Raw genomic sequence first — 16,486 nt, forward strand, 5'->3', positions numbered from 1 at the left:
GGGAGAGGGCTCCAGATCCTGACGCGTCTCGACCGCTGCATCGGCCGGTTTCGGCATGGAGCGGATACCGAGAGCCGTGGCGACCTTATTGGCCAGCGTCTCGTCGATGTTGAGAAGGTGCGAGATCATGCGCTCGCGAATGACAAGCGTTTCGACTTTGCTCAATTCGAAGGTCAGCGCCATGCCGATGTGTCGCTGTTCGGGCGGCGTCTGGCTGATATAGAACTGGCGCGCCTGGCTGTAGTGATCGGCAAAGCTCTCCGGTCGCAGTCGGACCTTTTCACCGCTCTCCCGCGCGTTGAAATGCCGGTATCCGGCAAGGGGAGATTCGCGCGGTCCTTCTCCAAAGGAATTGGGCTGGTAGTTCACCCTACCGACGGGATTGCGCATCGCCATGTGTCCATCCTGTTGAAAATGCGCGAAGGGACACGTCGGCGCATTGATCGGCAGATGGGTGAAATTCGTGCTACCGAGGCGCTTCAGTTGGGTATCGAGATAGGAAAAGTTGCGGCCCTGCAGCAGCGGGTCGTTGCTGAAATCGATACCCGGCGGCACGTTCTGCGTCATGAAGGCGACCTGCTCGGTTTCCGCGAAGAAGTTGTCCGGCATGCGATCGAGCACCAGTCGGCCGACCGGCTTTGGTTTGAGGATTTCCTCGGGGATGAGCTTGGTCGGGTCGAGCACGTCGAAATCGAAACTGTCGGCGAAATCCTGATCGAAGAGCTGGACCTGCAATTCCCATTCCGGGAAATTACCCGACTGGATCGCCTGCCAGAGGTCACGGCGATGGAAATCGGGATCAGCGCCATTGATCTTAACCGCTTCGTTCCAGGCGACGGACTGAAGCCCGAGCTTCGGCTTCCAGTGAAATTTTACGAAGGTGGACTCGTCCTTGGCGTTGACGAGGCGGAACGTGTGCACACCGAAGCCTTCCATGAAGCGGAAGGAGCGGGGAATGGCCCGGTCCGACATGACCCACATGATCATGTGCATGCTTTCCGGCGTCAGGGTGATGAAGTCCCAGAAATTGTCGTGGGCGGACTGGGCTTGTGGAAAGCCGCGGTCGGGCTCGGGTTTTACGGCATGGATGATATCGGGAAATTTGATAGCATCCTGAATGAAGAACACCGGGATGTTGTTTCCGACGAGGTCCCAATTGCCTTCCTGCGTGTAGAGCTTTACCGCGAAACCGCGCACGTCGCGTGCAAGGTCTACGGACCCCTTGCTGCCCGCGACCGTGGAGAAGCGGACGAATGCCGGCGTTTTTTCGCCGGCACGCTGGAAGAGGTCAGCGCGTGTGTAGGCGGCGAGCGATTCATAGGTTTCGAAGTAGCCATGCGCGCCATAGCCGCGCGCATGCACAACCCGCTCGGGAATGCGCTCGTGGTCGAAGTGGAAGATCTTTTCGCGGAAATGGAAGTCGTCGACGACCAGCGGCCCGCGCGGGCCGACGCGCAGCGAGTTCTGGTCGTCCGCGACCGGCCCGCCCTGGGCGGTCGTCAGCACGGGGGTGTCGCTTTCGGCAATTTGGTGAAGCTCGCCGCCTGCGCCTCGCCGTAGCTTTACATCGTGGATGGCGGCGGAGTCGGTTGCGGCAGCGATTGTTTTCCTGGCCATGGGTATGGCTCCTATAAACTGGTTCGAGGGGCAACGAGACGGAAACAAAAAGGCCCCCCTGGACGACGGCCTGATCCTTGTTGGTGGCAGTCTAGCTGGCCTTTTTCATCGAGCCCTTGGCATTTGCCGAGGATTCGCCGAGCGCCGTAAGCTTCTGGTCCGTGGCGATCTCCTCCTGGAGATTGGCGTCGAGAAGCGCCATCGCGTCCTTCAGGCCGAGCTGTTTCGCCCAAGCCTTCAACGTGCCGTAGCGGGCGATCTCATAGTGCTCGACAGCCTGGGCCGAGGCGATGAGGCCGGCATCGAGGGCGGCGGCGCCCTTGTAGTCCTCCATGATCTCCTCGCCTTCAGCGATGATGCCCTGAATAGCTTCGCAGGTCTTGCCGCGGGCGGGCTTGCCGAGGAGCTCGAACACCTGTTCGAGGCGCTCGATCTGCCCCTGGGTTTCGTCGCGGTGCTGCAGGAAGCCGGCTTTGCCTTCTTCCGACTGGGCCGCACGCGCCATCTTCGGCAGGGCCTTCAGGATCTGTTTTTCAGCGAAGTAGATATCTTTGAGCGTATCAAGGAAGAGGTCGTTCAAAGTCTTTTCCGTAGCCATTGGAGAATCCGATCAAATTTTCGAGAGGAATGGACTCAAACAACCGTGGAACCGAGGCGACGTTCCGCTGCTCGGAAAATAAATCGGTACGAACCGAACCCACCCTCACTTCATCAAGCCCGCGGAACGCAGCGCTTTCTCGATGATGGACTGAATACTGTTGTCAGCACCGGCAGATGAGGGCGGCTGCTTGACCGTTCCTTCTGGGGAGGAAGACGCATGCGGCTGACCGCGGCGCTCGAAGGAGGCGGCAAGGCCCCAGCTTCTCGCGATTTGCACAGTCGAGGAAACACCGACGTCGAGCATGAACGGCGCTGCCCTGCCATATCCGCTGGACGCTTCGATCGGCGTGCCATGGCCCATACCTGAAATGGTGTAGAGTTCTATTGCCTCCAAGCCGCGATCGTCGTGCCATACAGATCGCAAATTTCGACCCATCGTTTCGACCTGGCTGGGTTGTCCCGGAACCGCATGCACGCCCCGCCATTGCGCGATAATCGCGGCCGCGTTGTCAGAAACAACTGTATTGTCATTCGTTCCCTGCCAGACGGAAATCGTCGGCCAGGTGCCTTCGTGGCGTGAGGCGGCACGCAGGCTTTCCTGCAGGCTGTCGGTGCCGGGAAGACCCTGCCCACGCATGCGGTCGAACGCCTCGGGAACAGTCAAGGCGGCGGCGTAGGGTAAGCCGGCGATGATAGCGCCACCGGCAAAGACTTCTGGATAACAGGCCAACATGGCATTCGCCATGGCGCCGCCGGCCGATAGACCGGTGATATAGATTCGGCGCTCATCGACGCCATGTTCGGCGACCACGCTGGCGATCATCTGCCGGATCGACATCACTTCGCCCCGGTCCCGCTGGGTGTCCGCGGCATTGAACCAGTTGAAACACAGGTTCGCGTTGTTCTGCCTGTTCTGTTCGGGGAAAAGGACAATGAAGCCGTAGTCCTCGGCGAGCGCGGACCAGCCTGAACCGACATCGTAGCTGGCGGCGGTTTGCGTGCAGCCGTGCAGCACGACCACCAGAGCCGGTGCCGCCGGCAATTGCTTCGGCACATGCTGCCACGCCGCCAAGGCGCCCGGGTTTCCGCCGAAATGATCGAGCTTCTTGAGAATGGAGCCGGGCGATGTCGCAGGCTTGACTGAGCGCAGTCGCGCGAGCCGTTCGAGTGTATCAGATAGCGATCTCATGAGGGGCTCCAGGTAGCGCGCCGGATTGGCCGCATACACTGTAACCCCTCCGCAGTATTAAAGTTGCTGCACTGCACAATAATTCTTCTGGCGAATGAACGGAAAGAAGCCGCCCCGAGAGGGCGGCTTCCAGATTGCTTATCGTGTAATAATCAAGGCTGCTTCTTCATCGTCACGCTGGCGTCCGCCGAGAGCTGCTGCAGCCGATGCGATAAAGGCGCCGACGAGAAGGGACAGGGCGCCAAGCATCGCCGCCGTCGCGGCGGATTTTCGGGCCTCGTCGGCGGCTTTGAGGGCGGCGTTCTTCGCATCCTCGATCTGAGTCAGCACCTGATCGACCCGGGCGCGCGCCTCTTCGGGTGGGATACCGGCGCGTGATGCAACGATTGATGAGATATAAGCCCGGTCGGCCTCCGGCACGCCGTCATTTACCGCACCTTGCATCAGGATGCGGGAAATTTCGGCCGTGGCCGATGCATTGTCCGCTTGAGCGCGGCTCGCGACATCCTGCGGGCGCAACAGCATATCGGTGAAGTAGCCAGTCGCAGCATCGGGTGCGGCCGCATCGCTGTTTGCCGCGGCCGCGGTGCCCGCAACCGTGGCGGTGGCTGCCGCCGTCGATACAGCCTGGGCGCCGGCGCCGGCGAGCGAGGTGAATGCAGAGCCTGCAATGCCAACGACAACCACCGTTGCCAGTGCCCAGCTTAGAAAGCCATGCGCGGTGTCGCGAAAGAACACCTCATCCGTATGGACGTTGGCCCACTTGGTGCGCAGGCGGCCGGTCAGATAGCCGCCTAGCGCGGAGGCCAACCACTGGACGACCACGAACCAGATCGCTGCCGTGACGCCGACGGTGGTGAAGGAAGCACTGTCGCCCGACCATGGCGAGACCATCGTCAGGCCGACGCCGGAGCCAAGCAGGAGTAGAATGATCGTGGCGGCCGCCGCGGCCACCGCGCCGCCGATGACCGGCCCCCATGCGAGGGCCGGTGTGCTGGATTCCACACCGACGTCGGAAACACCCGAACTGTAAAGGGACATGTCCGCCTCCTATCGCAGGAAAAGGACGAGCAGGACAACGATCGGCAGGGGAATACCCAGAAGCCAGAGAAGAATGCCGCGACCCATTTTGAAGACCTCCAGTAATGCGCGAGCGAGTACCCGCATCTGGCGCCCCAACTCTTTGAATCCCCTGAGGTTCCATGAAACGGCGCGGTATTTTCTATTTTTTGACTTATGGAACCATGCGACAGGCGGGGTGTTCCCAAGGGCCTGATCTCAGGCTCCAACGAGGAACAAGATCATGAAAAAACTTCTCCTAGTCGCCGCCTTGGTGGGCGCATCGACCTTTGGCGCCTTCGCTCAGACGTCAACTACCCCGACAACCGATGGCGACACGCCGGCTGTTGCGACGCCCGACACCAAGAATGCGACTGCTCCGGTCGAAGGCGCGAACAGCTTCACGGAGGACCAGGCGCGGGAACGCATTACCGCAGCCGGCTATGCCGATGTCACCGGCCTCATGCTGGATGACAAGGGTGTCTGGCAGGCCAAGGCGACCAAGGACGGCAAGGCCATGAGCGTCGCGCTCGACTATCAGGGCAACATCGTCGCCAACTAAACTCAGCTTTCAGGAGATCCCTATGAAAACCGTTACAGGACTTTTCGACGATTATTCCGATGCAAGCGCTGCCGTCAGCGCCCTGGAGGCACGCGGCGTGCCGTCCAGCGATATCAGCATCGTTTCCAACAATGCGGACGAACGTCATAACAAGGAAACCAATGCCGTCGAAGGCGCCGGGACAGGTGCAGGCATCGGCGCCGCCGTCGGCGGCGTCGGTGGCCTTCTCACCGGGCTCGGCATCATGGCCATTCCCGGTGTCGGTCCGGTGGTTGCTGCCGGTTGGCTTGCCGCTACCGCGGCGGGCGCAGTAGCAGGCGCGGTAGCCGGTGGCGCCGCAGGCGGGCTGATCGGCGCGCTGACCGAATCCGGCGTCTCCGAAGACGATGCGCATGTCTATGCGGAGGGGGTTCGCCGCGGGGGGACGCTCGTGACGGCGAAGGTTGACGAAAGCCTCCAGGCGGAGGCCGAAGCCACCCTTCGCAAGTCGAACTGGGTTGATCCCGGTCAGCGGCGCGCGGTCTATGCCAACGAGGGCTGGACCCGGTTCGATGACACCCTCGACCCCTACGGGCCGGCGGAAGTCGAACAGGAGCGGCTGCGCTACAGGCGTTGAACCATCTCGGGAAAAGGCCGGCAATCGCCGGCTTTTTTACGTCGGGTGGATGATTGATACTCGAAGGACGTAGCGCCCGCTTCGAACATTGGCGATTGCCATTCAATCTCGCGATCAGGAAATGTTGGTTCGACGAACGTCCATGCCGAAGTTGAAGTGAAAGTGGCAACAGATGGAGGTGTGGTCGGAATCTGCATGACAGGCACGGCTGTCTGCTTGAAATTCACGCATTACTCTCACCGAAAGCCGAAGGCGAAAACGCCTTCGGCTTCGTATCTTGTGAGTTCAGTGCTTGTCAGGACAATGTGCGCCCGCAATCGAAGGTGACCTTGCTGAGAAGATCCGCTGGCACCTGGATGTCGGCCATCGCGGCGGCGACGAGTTCGTCCCGCTTCGTACGGTTTTCGTACCCCTTGTAGGTTGCCAGATCGGTGCTGCTGGCGGTGGCGATGCGGCCTGCCGAAGCAGAACATATGCCCGCAAGGGTATCTACCTGTGCGGTCTTGACCGCCTCGGTGCGTGCGCTGGTTGTCGAAACCCATCCCGCATTGAAGGCGATGAGCGGCGCAGCCACGAGACCGAGAACGAAACCCACCATGTAGGGTTTTGCCTTTTCCATGTTCAGACTGAATGACATGACTTCACTCCCTATAATCGATGACTATCAGGATTGATAAGGGCCCGCGCTCGGACCTGGAGCCAATGGCAATCCTGACAGTTTCAGTGTGCGCCCTAACACGCCGAAGGCAAATGAAATTCAAGTTTTTTCTTTGAATTTCCGCGCGGTTTTCCGGTCAAAAACAAAAACACATGATTTTAATTTTTGTGATATGATGAATTCAATCGAAAAGCGCATGGATTCATGGGTTGTCGATGAATTTTTACAGTCATGAGTTACATATTTTATTTGAGTTTCCGGAATTTGATGCAGCCTGCATCAAGTTTTTTGATGAAATTCTTCTTTAGGCAGCGCCGGCGGGAGTATTTCCGGCGCTCATGGCGGCTTTTCGTATCGCAGAGTCAGCCGTTCACCGCGAGGAACGTTCCATGAGTCTCAGTTTTCCAAACCAAAGCCGAAGCTATGAAGAGGCCGGCAAGCGTATCCGCTTTATTGGTCATGACGGCATGTTCGCGATTCCGTTCTTCGCAGGGGCGGACCTGTTCCCGGGAGTGATATCCGAAGCCGGTTATCTCAGTGCTTTCGACGATGCCCGCGTCTCTGTCTACAAGGCGGCGCGGCGCGCCTATTCCGCTGGCCGAAAGCCGGTTTATGTCCTGACGCGTGCCGATTTCGGCTGAGAGCGTCGTCCCCGAGCAGGCTTCGGCACCCCACATCCCCAAACGATTGCCGGGTTTCGCCCGGCCGGCTGCCTGGCCGCATCTGGGCAAAGGAATGATTATGGCCAGAGGCCACGAGCATGGCGTGCAAGACATCGGCAACTCGGATGCCGCTGTTGTCGAAAGAACCGTTGCCGAACCTCTGCCGGAGCCGCAAGCAGTTGCGGACGGGAAAGGCGAGGGCGACGGTCCGTCGTCCGGCTCCCGCCGGGCATCGGGCATGCCTTGGAAAGATACCATGCCCGTGCGGGAAGAACTGTTCGGCATCGAAAGGCTTGAGCAACACGCCGCGACCCTTGCGCTCGCCCAACCGGTAACGAAGCGGCCGCCATCCGTTCAGTCCTTGCACAAGCGCCTGAAGAGCAACGCGGCGGTCCTGCTCGCCGCCTACCGCGCCAGTGCCCTGGAGGTGGAGAACGAGCGCGGCGTCGTGCCCGCGGCGGAATGGCTGCTGGACAACTACCATCTGGTCGAGGAGCAGATCCGCGAGATCCATGACGATCTTCCGCCCAATTATTACAGGCAACTGCCCAAGCTCGCCGAGGGACCCTTCGTCGGATATCCACGCGTCTTCGGCATTGCCTGGGCCTTCGTCGCGCACACCGACAGCCATTTCGATCCCGAGACGCTCGTCCGCTTCATTGCCGCCTATCAAAAAGTCCAGCCCCTTACGATCGGCGAATTGTGGGCCGTGGCGATCACCCTGCGCATCGTGCTCGTCGAGAACCTGCGCAGGCTTGCCGACCAGATCACGGCCGGGCGCCGCATGCGTGCCGAGGCGGATGCGCTGGCCGACCGGCTGCTGGCGAACGAGGGTCGCAGCAGTGCACTTGAAAAGGTGTCCGCCAACCCCTTGCCCGAGCTCTTCGCAGCCCAGCTTGCCAAACGGCTGCGCGATCAGGACCCCAGCACCACGCCGGCGCATGGCTGGCTTGAGGCGCGGTTGGCAAGGCAGGACAGTTCGGTTTCCGCCGTGGTGCGGCACGCCCAGCAGCGCCAGGGCGCGTCGAATGTCACGATCAGAAACATCATCACCAGCATGCGGCTGATCAGCGATGTCGACTGGGCCGACCTTTTTGAAAAGGTCAGCCTCGTCGATGCACGCCTGTCGGCCGATGGCAGCTTCGCCCGCATGGATTTTGCCACGCGCAACCTCTATCGCAGCGCTATCGAAGACCTCGCCCGCGGCTCGGACCTGTCGGAACTCGACATTGCCGGGCGGGCGGTGAAAGCGGCGCAGGCTGTACCGGTAGCCGGCGACACCGCTTCGCAGGCCGAGCGTGTCGGTGATCCGGGCTACCACTTGATCGCGGAAGGCCGGCCGGTCTTCGAGCGCACGATCGGGTTCCGCCCCCCCCGGCATCTGATTGCCGGGCGACTGGCGGAGCGCACGGGCCTTGCCGGCTATGTCGGGGCGATCGGCTTGATGACGGCGCTGCTTCTGGCGCTTGCGCTATGGCTGCTGTCCGTCGCCGGCCTCTCCGCGCCCGGCATGATCGTCTTCGCGGTGCTGGCGCTGTTGCCGGCAAGCGATATCGCGACGGCGCTCGTCAACCGCTTCGTGAGCTGGAGTCATGGCGCGACAGGCCTGCCGGGTTTGGAGCTTGCGCAGGGCGTCCCGCCGTCGTCCCGCACGCTGGTCGTCGTGCCGACGCTCCTGAGCAATCGCGCCGACCTGCTGGAGCAGATCGAGCGGCTGGAGGTCCATCATCTCTCGGGCGCGGGCGGCGACCTGAGTTTTGCCTTGCTGACCGACGGAAAGGATGCGTCCCAGGAGGCCGTCGAGGGCGATGGCCCGCTTCTGGCGCTCGCCGTCGAGACCATGGCCGACCTCAACCACCGGCACGGGCCAGGCCCTGCCGGCGATCGCTTCCTGCTGCTGCACCGCAAGCGCCGGTTCAATGCCGGCGAGAACGTCTGGATGGGTTGGGAGCGCAAGCGCGGCAAGCTGCACGAACTCAACCGCCTGCTGCGCGGTGCCACCGACACCAGCTTCATGGCGCTTGGCGGAAAGCCGCCGTCCGTCCCGCCGGACGTGCGCTATGTCATCACTCTCGACGCGGATACGAAACTGCCGCGCGACACGGTCCTGCGGCTGATCGGCAAGATGGCGCATCCCCTAAACCGGCCGCGTTTCGATACCGGCCAGCAGAGGGTGGTCGACGGCTATGCGATCATCCAGCCGCGCGTCACCCCGTCGCTTCCCATCGGTCGCGAAGGCTCGCTCTACCAGCGGGTCTTTTCCGCGCCCGGCGGCATGGATCCCTATGCGGCGGCCGTTTCCGACGTCTATCAGGACCTGTTCGGCGAAGGCTCCTATACCGGCAAGGGCATCTATGACGTCGATGCCTTCGAGGCGGCGCTGGCCGGCCGCATTCCGGAGAATACCCTTCTCAGCCACGATCTCTTCGAGGGTACGTTCGCGCGGGCGGGGCTCGCCTCCGATGTCGAGGTGGTCGACGATTTCCCGTCGCGCTACGACGTCGCCGCACGGCGCCAGCACCGCTGGACGCGCGGCGACTGGCAGTTGCTGCCATGGATTTTCGGACGGCGGACGCTTCCCGCCCTCGGCCGCTGGAAGATGCTAGATAACCTGCGCCGCACCCTCGTCGCGCCATCGACCTTCGCCGCGCTCGTGGCCTGTTGCGCGATGCCGCTTCAGGCGGGACTGACCGCCGCGCTGCTGATCGCGTCCTCAATGCTCCTTCCCGCGTTTCTGCCGGTTGCCTTCGCCATCCTGCCACGCCGCAGCGGCCTGCAACTGAGCAGTCATGCCGTCAGGCTTGCCGGCGATATCAAGCTCGCCGCGATGCAGGCCGGGCTTGGCCTCTCCTTCCTGCCTGATCAGGCATGGCGTAATTGCGATGCGGTGCTCACAACCGCCGGCCGGCTGCTGGTGACGCACAGGAAACTCTTGGAATGGACGACCGCCGCGACATCCGGCAACCGGACGCGGCTGACGCTTGCCGGCTTCTACCGCGACATGGCGGGTGGCATGGCCGTTGCGCTGGCCCTTCCGGCCGCAGCCGTCGCATTTTCGCCGGCCGCCTGGCCCCTCGCGCTGCTGCTGGCACTCTCCTGGTCGGCCGCGCCAGCCGTCGCGCTCTGGGTCAGCCGATCGCCGACGGCACGGCTGGGGAGAGCGCTTTCGGATACCGATGCGGTGGAACTCCGGCTAGTCGCGCGACGCACATGGCGGTTCTTCGAGACCTTCGTTACCCCGCTGGAAAACATGCTGCCGCCGGATAATTTCCAGGAAACCCCGCTGACCGTCATCGCCCACCGGACTTCGCCGACCAATATCGGTCTCTATCTTCTCTCGACGGTCGCCGCGCGCGACTTCGGCTGGGTGGGAACCCTTGAAGCGCTTGAACGGCTGGAAGAGGCTTTTTCGACGCTCAAGCGGCTCGACCGATTCAACGGGCATTTCTTCAACTGGTACGATACACGCGATCTCAGAACCCTCGCTCCCCCCTATGTCTCCTCAGTCGATAGCGGCAATCTCGCCGGCCACCTGATCGCGCTGGCGAATGCCTGCGAGGAGTGGGCCGAAGTGCCGCCGGCGGAAGACGGCCAGGGCTTCGGCGATACGCTGACGCTCGCCCGCATGGCCCTTGCCGAGAGGCCCTGCAGCCCCAGCGCGAGCCTGGCAGCCATTCTCGACGAGGCCGAAACCCTCGTGCGCGGCCCGCAATCCACAGAGGCAGCAACACCCGCATTGACGCGGCTTCTGGACAAGGCCCTGAAACTGGCGGGGCCGGCTGAGGACGGCGCGGCCACCGACTTCACTTTCTGGATCGCGGCACTCAGGCGATCTGTCATCCAGTCGGCGCGTGATCGGCAGGCGCTCCGGGACGATGCAGTCGCCGTGAAAGGCCGGCTCCGGGCGCTTGCTGACACGGCCCGCACCATGGCGCTCGACATGGATTTCACCTTCCTGTTCGATCCCGACCGGAAGCTCTTATCCATCGGTTATTCGCTCGCCGACAACGGGCTCGACCCGAACTGCTACGATCTTCTCGCTTCGGAAGCCCGGCTTGCGAGCTTCTTCGCCATCGCCAAGGGTGACATCAGCACGCGCCATTGGTTCCGCCTCGGCAGGGCGGCGACGCCACTCGGCAGCGGCTCGGCGCTAATCTCCTGGTCGGGCTCGATGTTCGAGTATCTCATGCCGTCGCTGGTGATGCGCGCGCCGGCGGGAAGCCTGCTCGATGACACGAACCGGCTGATCGTCGCGCGGCAGGAGGCCTATGGGCGGTCGCGGCATGTGCCGTGGGGTATATCGGAATCCGCCTTCAATGCACGCGACATCGAGTTCACCTATCAATATTCCAATTTCGGCGTGCCGGGGCTGGGTCTCAAGCGCGGGCTGTCGGGCAACATGGTCGTCGCGCCCTATGCCACGGGCCTTGCCGCTATGGTCGATCCCCACGCCGCGCTTGAAAACTACCGACATCTCGAATCCCTCGGCGCGCGCGGCGTTCACGGCTTCTACGAGGCGCTGGACTTCACCCGCGCCCGCCTGCCCGAAGACGCGCGCGTCGAGATCATCCGCAGCTACATGGCCCACCACCAAGGCATGACCATCGTCGCCATCGCCGTCCTCTTGCAGGATGGGCGTATGCGGGCGCGGTTTCACCGCGAGCCGATGATCATGGCCAGTGAACTACTGCTTTCGGAGCGCATGCCGCGCGACGTGGCGATCGCCCGCCCGCGCGCCGAGGAGGTCAAGGCATCCGCCGGTATTTCGCTGAACCCGGCGCCGTCGGTGCGTCGGTTGTCGCTGCCCGTTGCCGGCGCGCCGGTCACGCATCTCTTGTCCAATGGGCGCTATGCGGTGATGCTGACGACCTCGGGCGGCGGCTACAGCCGCTGGCGCGACATCGCCGTCACGCGCTGGCGCGAGGATGCGACCTGCGACGATTGCGGCGCCTTCATCTTCCTCCGCGACATGCAGAGCGGCTCGATCTTCTCCCCCACGCTCCCGGTAATCGGCGACAGAGCTGAGGCCTCGGTGGTCTTCGGCGAGGATCACGCGCAATATATTCGCCATGACGAGACGCTGACGACGGAGATGGATGTCATCGTCTCCGGCGAGGACGACGGCGAGGTGCGCCGCATCTGCCTCACCAACAGCGGGCGACGGGCGCGCGAGATCGAGCTGACCTCCTATGCCGAACTGGTGCTCGCCACGCCGGCGACCGATAATGCACATCCCGCCTTCGCAAAGATGTTCATCGAGACCGAGCATCTGGCCGAATACGGCGCGCTCATCGCCACTCGGCGGCGACGGGCGCCTTCGGAGGCCGGGATCTGGGCGGCCCACTTTACCGTGGTCGAGGGCGATACGATTGCCGATCCGGAATACGAATCCGATCGGGCCCGTTTCCTTGGGCGCGGCCGTTCCATCGCCACCGCCGCGGCCATCCACGAGGGGCAGGCCCTTTCCAACACCGCGGGAACCGTGCTCGACCCGATCTTCGCGCTAAGGCGCAGCGTGCGGGTCCTTCCCGGCAAAGTGGTGCGCGTCGCCTTCTGGACGGTCGTCGCCAGCTCGCGGGAAGAACTTCTCGAACGCATCGACAAGCACCATGACAGGAGCGCCTTCGAGCGGGCGAAGACGCTGGCCTGGACCCAGGCGCAGGTGCAGCTTCACCATCTCGACATGGATCTGGAGGAGGCGGCGGACTTCCAGCGTCTTGCCGCGCCCATCCTCTATGCGGACGCGCGCTTTCGTCCCGCCTCCGATGCCATTCTCGCCGGTGCCGGTCCACCGTCGGGCCTGTGGCCCTACGGCATTTCCGGAGACCTGCCGATCGTGCTCCTGCGCATCGACGACGCCGAGGACCTTCCCCAGTTGCGCCAGATGCTGCGCGCGCACGAATACTGGCGCATCAAGCGGCTCGCCGTCGATCTGGTGATTATCAATGAGCGCGCCGCCTCCTATGTGCAGGATCTGCAGAACGCCGTCGAGGCTGCGGTGCGCTCCAGCCAGTCCCGCCCGCGTTTCGACGACATGCCGGCGCATGGCGCGGTGCATGTGCTGCGCGCCGACTTCCTGAACCAACAGACGAAAAACCTCCTGAACGCCACCGCGCGTGTCGTGCTGTTGGCCCATCGTGGCCTGATCGTCGATCAGCTGGCGCGTCTTTCCGCCGGCAGCGAGCGCCTCGCTCCTCTGCCGCCGCCCTTTCCGTCGAAGCCCTCGGCCGAGATGGTCGTGCCACCGGAAGACCTGGAGTTCTTCAATGGGCTGGGAGGCTTCGATAGGAAGGGCACGGAATATGTGACCGTGCTGGAAAACGGCGCGACGACCCCGATGCCATGGATCAACGTTATCGCCAATCCAGCCTTCGGCTTTCAGGTGTCGAGCGACGGCAGCGCCTATAGCTGGGCGGAAAACAGCCGCGAGAACCAGATCACGCAATGGTCGAACGATCCGGTCGCAGACCCCTCCGGCGAGGCGCTGTATATCCGCGACGAGGAGACGTTCGACCTCTGGAGCCCTACGGCCCAGCCGATCCGGGACAACGGGCGGTATGTGGCGCGCCACGGCTTCGGCTACAGCCGTTTCGCGCATCGGGCGAACGGGATCGAAAGCGACCTGCTCTCCTATGTACCGCTCGCCGATCCCATCCGCATTTCGCTGTTGACGCTGACCAACCATTCCTCCAGGTCGCGCCGCCTGTCGGTCACGAGCTATGCCGAATGGGTGCTCGGTACCCTGCGCGGTGCAAGTGCACCGTCCATCGCAACATCCCTTGACGCCGAGACGAGGGCGATCTTCGCCCGCAATCGATCGGCCATGGGTTTCCCCGGCCGCGTCGCCTTTGCCGATCTCGGCGGCCGTCAGACCGCATGGACCTGCGACCGCACGGAATTCCTCGGGCACAACGGCAGCTCCGCGCGACCGGCGGCGCTCGCAAGGCGAGTGCCGTTCAGCGCCAAGGTGGGGGCCGGTCTTGATCCCTGCGCTGCGCTGCAATGCACGATCGAGCTCGACCCGGGCGAAAGCATCGAACTCGTCTCCTTCCTCGGCGAGGCCGCTTCGGCCGAGGAAGCCGGCGCGCTGATCACCCGCTACCGCGCTGCCGATCTCGATGCGGTTCTTGCCGATGTGACGGGGCATTGGCAGACGCTCCTGCAGACCGTGCAGGTCAGGACGCCGGACCGGGCGATGGATATCATGCTGAACGGCTGGCTGCTATACCAGACGCTCGCCTGCCGTATCTGGGCGCGCTCGGCCTTCTATCAGGCAAGCGGTGCCTATGGCTTCCGCGATCAGTTACAGGACGGCATGGCGCTGGTCTTCGCCCGGCCGGAGGAGACGCGGGTGCACATCCTGCGCGCCGCCGGTCGGCAGTTTGCCGAAGGTGACATGCAGCATTGGTGGCTTCCCCATTCGGACGCGGGTGTTCGCACGCGGATTTCCGACGACCGCGTGTGGCTCGCCTTCGCCGTCGCGACCTATGTCGAGACAGCCGGCGACGCGGCGATCCTCGATGAGGTCATCCCGTTCTTGGATGGGCCGATCCTTGCGGAGGGGGAACACGACGCCTTCTTCCAGCCAACGCCCTCCGACGAGACGGCATCTCTCTTCGAGCATTGCGCCCGCGGCCTTGACCAGGCCGTCGCGCTCACCGGGAGGCATGGCCTGTCCTTGATAGGCACCGGCGACTGGAACGACGGCATGAACCGGGTGGGCGAGGGCGGCGAAGGTGAAAGCGTCTGGCTCGGCTGGCTGCTGATCCGCACGATAGACCTGTTCGTGCCGCTTGCCGAAGGCCGCGACCCCGAACGCTCTGCGCGCTGGAAGGCGCATGCGGAGACGCTCAAGGCCTCCATTGAACATGAAGCCTGGGACGGGGCCTGGTACCGGCGCGCCACCTTCGATGACGGCTCATGGCTGGGATCGAAGGACAATGACGAATGCCGGATCGACAGCATCGCCCAATCCTGGGCGGTCCTATCCGGTGCTGCCGATCCCGCCCGTGCCGCCGCCGCCATGGCGTCGCTCGAGCACCATCTCATCCGCAAGGAGGAGGGGCTTGCCCTTCTCTTCACGCCACCTTTCGACGCAACTCCGCGTGATCCGGGTTACATCAAGGGCTACCCGCCGGGCCTGCGTGAGAACGGCGGCCAGTACAGCCATGCCGCCATGTGGGCGATCCTCGCTTTCGCCCGGCTGGGGGAGGGCGACAAGGCGCACGATCTCTTCGCGCTCCTCAACCCGATCAATCACGCAGACACTCCGGAGGCGGCGCTGCGCTACAAGGTCGAGCCCTATGTCGTCGCCGCCGACGTCTATTCGGTCGCGCCGCATATCGGGCGCGGCGGCTGGACATGGTACACGGGCTCTGCCGCCTGGATGTACCGCGCCGGAATCGAGGGCATCCTCGGTCTGCGCCGGGAAGGAGGGGTGCTTGTGATGGATCCTTGCCTGCCGGATTCATGGCCGCAGGTCGAGGTGGCGGTCAGAATGGGAGACACTTGCTACGATATCCACGTCAGAATGGCGTCCGATCGACCAAACAGCACGCCCTCGGCGACGTTGGACGGCTCGTCGTTTCCCTACGCCAGCGGCCCGATACGCTTGCCCTTGGATGGTGGCAGACATATTCTGGTGTTCGTTGTATGAAGTAAAAATCAAGCTCGAAAGTTGCGCCACCTTGGAATTTATCACGATACAAACGGTAAGTTTGGTGCTCGAGGCCGGTTTGCTGGGTTAGCGGATTTTAGGGTGCATCTCCGGAAACCAGCCCCATGTTGCGCCGATCCATTACGTCTATCAGAAACGGGTTTTCTACAGTTTTTCGCTGCCGGGAAAGAAGATGGACAGCCTTCGCTTCAATCTACGCGTCCGCGTGGAGGTCGAGTAGTTGGTGACTTCGGGGGATGGAAAAGCGTCTTTCTGGAGGGCCTCTACCCGGAATTGCCTGACGACGAAAAGGACCGGGGCGAAGATATGTGAACCTGGCAGCTTCTGCAGGAGCGTGCGACTGGTGGGAGCCAGATTCTCACAGCCCTTGAGGGCATGCGCACTCGGACGTATAAGCACCTCCTATCTTCCATCGCGTGGAAATCCACACATTTTCGGGCGGCGGGCGGCGGTGGCCTGAACTCAGGCAAGGCATTCGCTCAACACGCCATAGGGCGCGGCGCTCGCCTAGACGTGTCGATTTCACAACCGGGGTACTTGCCCCAAATTGGCTTGCATGGGGAGTAGAGGTGTAACCGCAATGCGGAGTCACGCTCGGCGAACAAGTGCGTTCATCAAACTGCACCTCGGCCGCAAGATGCGTAGCCACACAAGCAGCAAGACGATCGGTTGGTAAGAGAAATCAAATGCGGGTGAGGATTCACCAACAGGGTCGCCAGTTCGCACCTCATCAAGGCGAAGACGTGAGCAAGGCAATTTTGCCTGAGTTCATGCCGCCCACTTGCGGTGACGGCATTGTGCCCCAGCGCGGCCGTTAGGACATGTCCCACATCTGCGAAAAGCAGT

The 16,486-nt window shown here is 62.9% G+C and carries 10 protein-coding genes; 4 read left to right on the forward strand and 6 right to left on the reverse strand.

Going from position 1 to position 16,486, the window contains the following annotated elements:
* The 4 genes from catE to MUO32_RS27850 all read right to left on the reverse strand — a co-directional run.
* Window positions 1-1,617: catalase C (gene catE, locus MUO32_RS27835; protein ID WP_257951634.1), on the reverse strand; the 1,617-nt coding region annotated here is incomplete at its 3' end.
* 91 nt (window positions 1,618-1,708) lie between these two features.
* Window positions 1,709-2,215 (reverse strand): ferritin-like domain-containing protein, encoded by a 507-nt coding sequence (locus tag MUO32_RS27840; protein ID WP_257951635.1) that lies wholly within the window; start codon window positions 2,213-2,215, stop codon window positions 1,709-1,711.
* Window positions 2,216-2,320: 105 nt separating this feature from the next.
* Window positions 2,321-3,406 carry a PHB depolymerase family esterase gene (locus MUO32_RS27845; protein WP_257951636.1) on the reverse strand — a complete coding sequence of 362 codons (1,086 nt, stop codon included), beginning with the start codon at window positions 3,404-3,406 and terminating at the stop codon, window positions 2,321-2,323.
* A 138-nt stretch (window positions 3,407-3,544) separates the two neighbouring features.
* The gene (locus MUO32_RS27850) at window positions 3,545-4,447 is read right to left on the reverse strand and encodes a hypothetical protein (RefSeq protein WP_257951637.1); all 903 of its coding nucleotides are present in this window, start codon (window positions 4,445-4,447) and stop codon (window positions 3,545-3,547) included.
* 262 nt (window positions 4,448-4,709) lie between these two features.
* On the opposite strand from MUO32_RS27850, the gene MUO32_RS27855 reads away from it, so the two are divergent.
* Both MUO32_RS27855 and MUO32_RS27860 read left to right on the forward strand, forming a co-directional pair.
* Window positions 4,710-5,027, forward strand: a complete 318-nt coding sequence (locus tag MUO32_RS27855; RefSeq protein ID WP_257951638.1) for a PepSY domain-containing protein — start codon at window positions 4,710-4,712, stop codon at window positions 5,025-5,027.
* Window positions 5,028-5,049: 22 nt separating this feature from the next.
* Window positions 5,050-5,643, forward strand: coding sequence for a general stress protein (locus tag MUO32_RS27860; protein WP_257951639.1), 594 nt, complete (start codon window positions 5,050-5,052; stop codon window positions 5,641-5,643).
* Here MUO32_RS27860 and MUO32_RS27865 read toward each other — a convergent pair.
* Both MUO32_RS27865 and MUO32_RS27870 read right to left on the reverse strand, forming a co-directional pair.
* Entirely contained in the window at window positions 5,631-5,870 is a 240-nt protein-coding gene (locus tag MUO32_RS27865; RefSeq protein ID WP_257951640.1) for a hypothetical protein, read from the reverse strand. The genes MUO32_RS27860 and MUO32_RS27865 overlap by 13 nt on opposite strands.
* 68 nt (window positions 5,871-5,938) lie before the next feature.
* Entirely contained in the window at window positions 5,939-6,280 is a 342-nt protein-coding gene (locus MUO32_RS27870) for a hypothetical protein (protein ID WP_257951641.1), read from the reverse strand.
* Window positions 6,281-6,690: 410 nt separating this feature from the next.
* Here MUO32_RS27870 and MUO32_RS27875 point away from each other — a divergent pair, with 410 nt between their 5' ends.
* On the forward strand, window positions 6,691-6,942 hold the full coding sequence (locus MUO32_RS27875) for a DUF1488 domain-containing protein (protein ID WP_257951689.1): 252 nt from the start codon (window positions 6,691-6,693) through the stop codon (window positions 6,940-6,942).
* 277 nt (window positions 6,943-7,219) lie between these two features.
* Complete coding sequence (locus MUO32_RS27880; RefSeq protein ID WP_257951642.1) at window positions 7,220-15,619, forward strand: GH36-type glycosyl hydrolase domain-containing protein; 8,400 nt, start codon at window positions 7,220-7,222, stop codon at window positions 15,617-15,619.
* Window positions 15,620-16,486: the final 867 nt, after the last annotated feature.

Origin of the sequence: Shinella sp. CPCC 101442 (genome assembly GCF_024704725.1) — a bacterium.
Taxonomy (GTDB): domain Bacteria; phylum Pseudomonadota; class Alphaproteobacteria; order Rhizobiales; family Rhizobiaceae; genus Shinella.